Source organism: Mesorhizobium sp. M7A.F.Ca.AU.002.02.1.1 (assembly GCF_003998535.1).
In the GTDB taxonomy this organism is placed as follows: Bacteria; Pseudomonadota; Alphaproteobacteria; order Rhizobiales; family Rhizobiaceae; genus Mesorhizobium; species Mesorhizobium ciceri.
The window spans coordinates 1-3,342 of sequence record NZ_RZPB01000668.1 but is presented as its reverse complement, the minus strand read 5'-3'; the positions used below and the strand labels follow the sequence as shown (position 1 = coordinate 3,342).

The following is a 3,342-nucleotide window of genomic DNA, read 5'->3' as shown; positions in this document are numbered from 1 at the left end:
GCCTCGTCATGCATCTCGTCGGTGGCGGCGTAGGGCGTCGTCCATGTTTTGACGATGTCGGCGATCTCGGTGTCGTTGGCAAAATCGGTGTTGGCGCCGGGCACATCGAGCGCAAGATAGTCGCGGTGGCAGTAGACCTGGCTCTCGCCGGTGTCGGCCAGGATGATGAATTCATGGCTGAGATCGCCGCCGATCGGCCCGGTGTCGGCCCGCATCGGTATAGCCTGCAGCCCCATGCGCGTAAAAGTCCGGAGATAGGACACGAACATCCTGTTGTAGGCCGCCTTGGCGCCTTCGAAGTCGAGGTCGAAGGAATAGGCGTCCTTCATCAGGAACTCGCGCGACCGCATGACGCCGAAGCGCGGCCGCACTTCGTCGCGGAACTTCCACTGGATGTGGTAGAGATTGAGCGGCAGGTCCTTGTAGGACTTCACATAGGCGCGGACGATCTCGGTGACCACTTCCTCATTGGTGGGGCCGTAGAGCATGTCGCGGTCCTGCCGGTCCTTGATGCGCAGCATCTCCTTGCCGTAGTCGTCATAGCGGCCGCTTTCGCGCCACAGATCGGCCGACTGGATGGTCGGCATCAGGATTTCCAGCGCACCGGCGCGATCCTGCTCCTCGCGGATGATGCGGCATACCTTGTCCAGCACCCGCTTGCCGAGCGGCAGCCACGAGAAACTGCCCTGCCCCTGCTGGCGGATCATGCCGGCGCGCAGCATCAGCCGGTGCGAGACGATCTCGGCCTCGCGCGGATTTTCTTTGAGGATCGGCAGGAAATAGCGCGACAAACGCATGGGCAGGTCCGTGAGTGAGGAGGGTCGCGTCAGAATCGGCGCGACTTTGGCTTGCTTGACCCGGCTTCATAGCCATTTCAAGGCGGAATGGGAACCCGGACGCTTCGGCCCGAAAAGCGGAATCGATTTCCAAAAAACATGGGTAGCCGGGATCAGAAGCGTCGCACCGCCGTTCGCCCGTCCAGAAGACCCATGGCGCTGCAAGGCCTCCCGGTCACTGTGCGCGTCTTGGTGATCGTTCGCCAAGCAACGCCTGCCACACTATTGTGCAGTGCAGCACGAGAATGCCCGTTTCAAGGCAAAATTCTTCGTGACATTTTCATTCGCCTTAGGCTAATGTACCTCGATAACCGAGAGGGCAGAAAAAAATCTGCTCTCCTACGCGGTCAAAGTCTTGGGAGGATGCGATCTAGGCGCGGTTACTCGCTGCCGCCGGAAACCGGAAACAGATCGGACGCGTTTAAATTGCAAGGCCTCGTGCCTTGCATTTTTTTTGTGCAATCATCTGCTTAGCGCAACGCGTTGCCAAACCACCTTACCCAGCGTCAGCGCTCGTCAGGCCGCAAAACGGCACGACGTTCCCCGCCGAAACCCGCCCGGTCCGACATATGAAAACGCCGTCGCTGGACAGTCTATTTAGCCGGCGTCTGGCTGAATTCCGGCACGATGTGCGGGATGTCGTTGAGGCTGTATCCCAGCCCATGCGTCAGGCCATAGAAAATGCCCATCAGGATCGCGGTGGCGATGGTGGTGCGGATCACGGCGCGTAGCATGTGAGGCCCACGCGGCGCGCTCGGAACCGTGCCGAGCGTCACGTCGTGATCGTCGTCCTGCGTCCTCACGCTGAACGGCAGCACGGCGAACAGCACCACCCACCAGGTCGCGAAAAACAGGGCGGTGAACGAAACCCAGCTCATGATTGCTCCAGTTCGATCAGCGTGCCGAAGAAATCCTTCGGATGCAGGAACAGCACCGGCTTGCCGTGCGCGCCGATCTTCGGATTGCCGTCGCCCAGCACGCGGGCGCCGGCGGCCTTGAGCTGATCGCGCGCGGCCAGGATGTCGTCGACCTCATAGCAAAGGTGATGCATGCCGCCGGAGGGGTTCTTCTCCAGGAAGGCGGCGATCGGCGATCCCTCGCCCAAAGGCTCCAGAAGTTCGACCTTGGTGTTGCCGACATTGACGAACACCACCGTCACCCCGTGCTCCGGCAGTGCCTGCGGCGCCGTAACCTCCGCGCCGAGCGTGTTGCGGTAGGCCGCTACGGCAGCAGCCAGATCCGGCACGGCAAGCGCGACATGGTTCAGACGTCCGAGCATAGGTTTTCCTCAGGGCAGTATGGCAATAGGGCAGTATGGCAATAGGGGAAAAGCTGACCTGCCTCGTATCGAAATCCCTACTGCCCTACTCCCTTACTGCCCCACTCCCCTCAGCGAGTGACGAACACCGTCACCAGCGGCTTCTTGCCCCAGGCTTCGTTGGCGGCGCCGCGCACGGCGCGCCGCACTGCTTCCTGCACCAGGTCGAGGTCTTTTCGGCGCTGACGGGGGATCGAGTCCACCGCGCCGATTGCCGCATCGATCATCAGATCTTCCAGCGACTCGCCACGGCCATCGGCCTCGGCGACGCCGATGGCGACCAGATCGGGGTCGCCGGCAAGCTCATATTTGTCGTCCAGCACGACATTGACCGCCACGTGGCCGGCAAAGGACAATTTGCGCCGGTCGCGGATGCCCATCGCCTGATCGGTGCCGATCAGTCTGCCATCCTTGTAGATACGGCCGAACGGCACCTGATCCATGATGGTGGCTGGGCCGGGAGCAAGCCTGAGCATGTCGCCGTCGCGCACCTGCGCCACCTGGCCGATGCCCGATGTCGACATCAGCGAGCCCTGCGCCACCAGATGTGCCGCCTCGCCATGCACGGGAACGCCGATCTGCGGGCGCACCCATTCATACATCTTGCGCAATTCGCTGCGCCGCGGATGGCCGGAGACATGCACCAGCGCATCGCCGTCCTCGATGATCTTGACGCCGAGGTCGATGAGACGGTTCTTGATCTCGAGGATCGCCTTCTCGTTGCCGGGAATCGTACGCGAGGAAAACACCACCGTGTCGCCTGCCGTCAGCGACACCGACTTCATCTCTTCGCGCGACAGCTTGGCCAGTGCGGCCAGCGGCTCGCCCTGGCTGCCGGTGCAGATGATGACCAGGTTTTCGCGCGGGATGAAACCAAAATCCTCCTCGGCGATGAACTCCGGCAGACCGTCCATGTAGCCGAGTTCTCCGGCCACATCGATGACCCGCTTCAGCGAACGGCCAAGCACCAGGCACTGGCGTCCGGCATCGCGCGCCGCTTTGGCGATCGAGACGATACGTCCGACATTGGAGGAGAACGTGGTGACGGCGACACGGCCCTTGGCAGCCTGGATGACGCCCTTGAGGCCCTCGCCCACAGCCACTTCCGAAGGCGACTCGCCTTCGCGCAGCGCATTGGTCGAATCGCAGATCAGCGCCAGAACGCCCTTGTCGCCATAGGCGCGGAAA

4 protein-coding genes are annotated in these 3,342 nt (G+C 62.2%); all 4 read right to left on the bottom strand.

The genetic code is table 11. The features are described from left to right. The coding region (gene proS / locus EN879_RS29075; protein WP_127274414.1) for a proline--tRNA ligase at positions 1 to 797 on the bottom strand (797 nt) is incomplete at its 3' end. Between the two features lie 632 nt (positions 798 to 1,429). Further along, positions 1,430 to 1,714 (bottom strand): DUF1467 family protein, encoded by a 285-nt coding sequence (locus EN879_RS29070; RefSeq protein WP_013531106.1) that lies wholly within the window; start codon positions 1,712 to 1,714, stop codon positions 1,430 to 1,432. After that, complete coding sequence (gene mce, locus EN879_RS29065; protein ID WP_063168232.1) at positions 1,711 to 2,115, bottom strand: methylmalonyl-CoA epimerase; 405 nt, start codon at positions 2,113 to 2,115, stop codon at positions 1,711 to 1,713. The genes EN879_RS29070 and mce overlap by 4 nt, the downstream gene beginning before the upstream one ends. A 110-nt stretch (positions 2,116 to 2,225) precedes the next feature. Then, the coding region (locus EN879_RS29060; protein ID WP_164774642.1) for a ribonuclease J at positions 2,226 to 3,342 on the bottom strand (1,117 nt) is incomplete at its 5' end.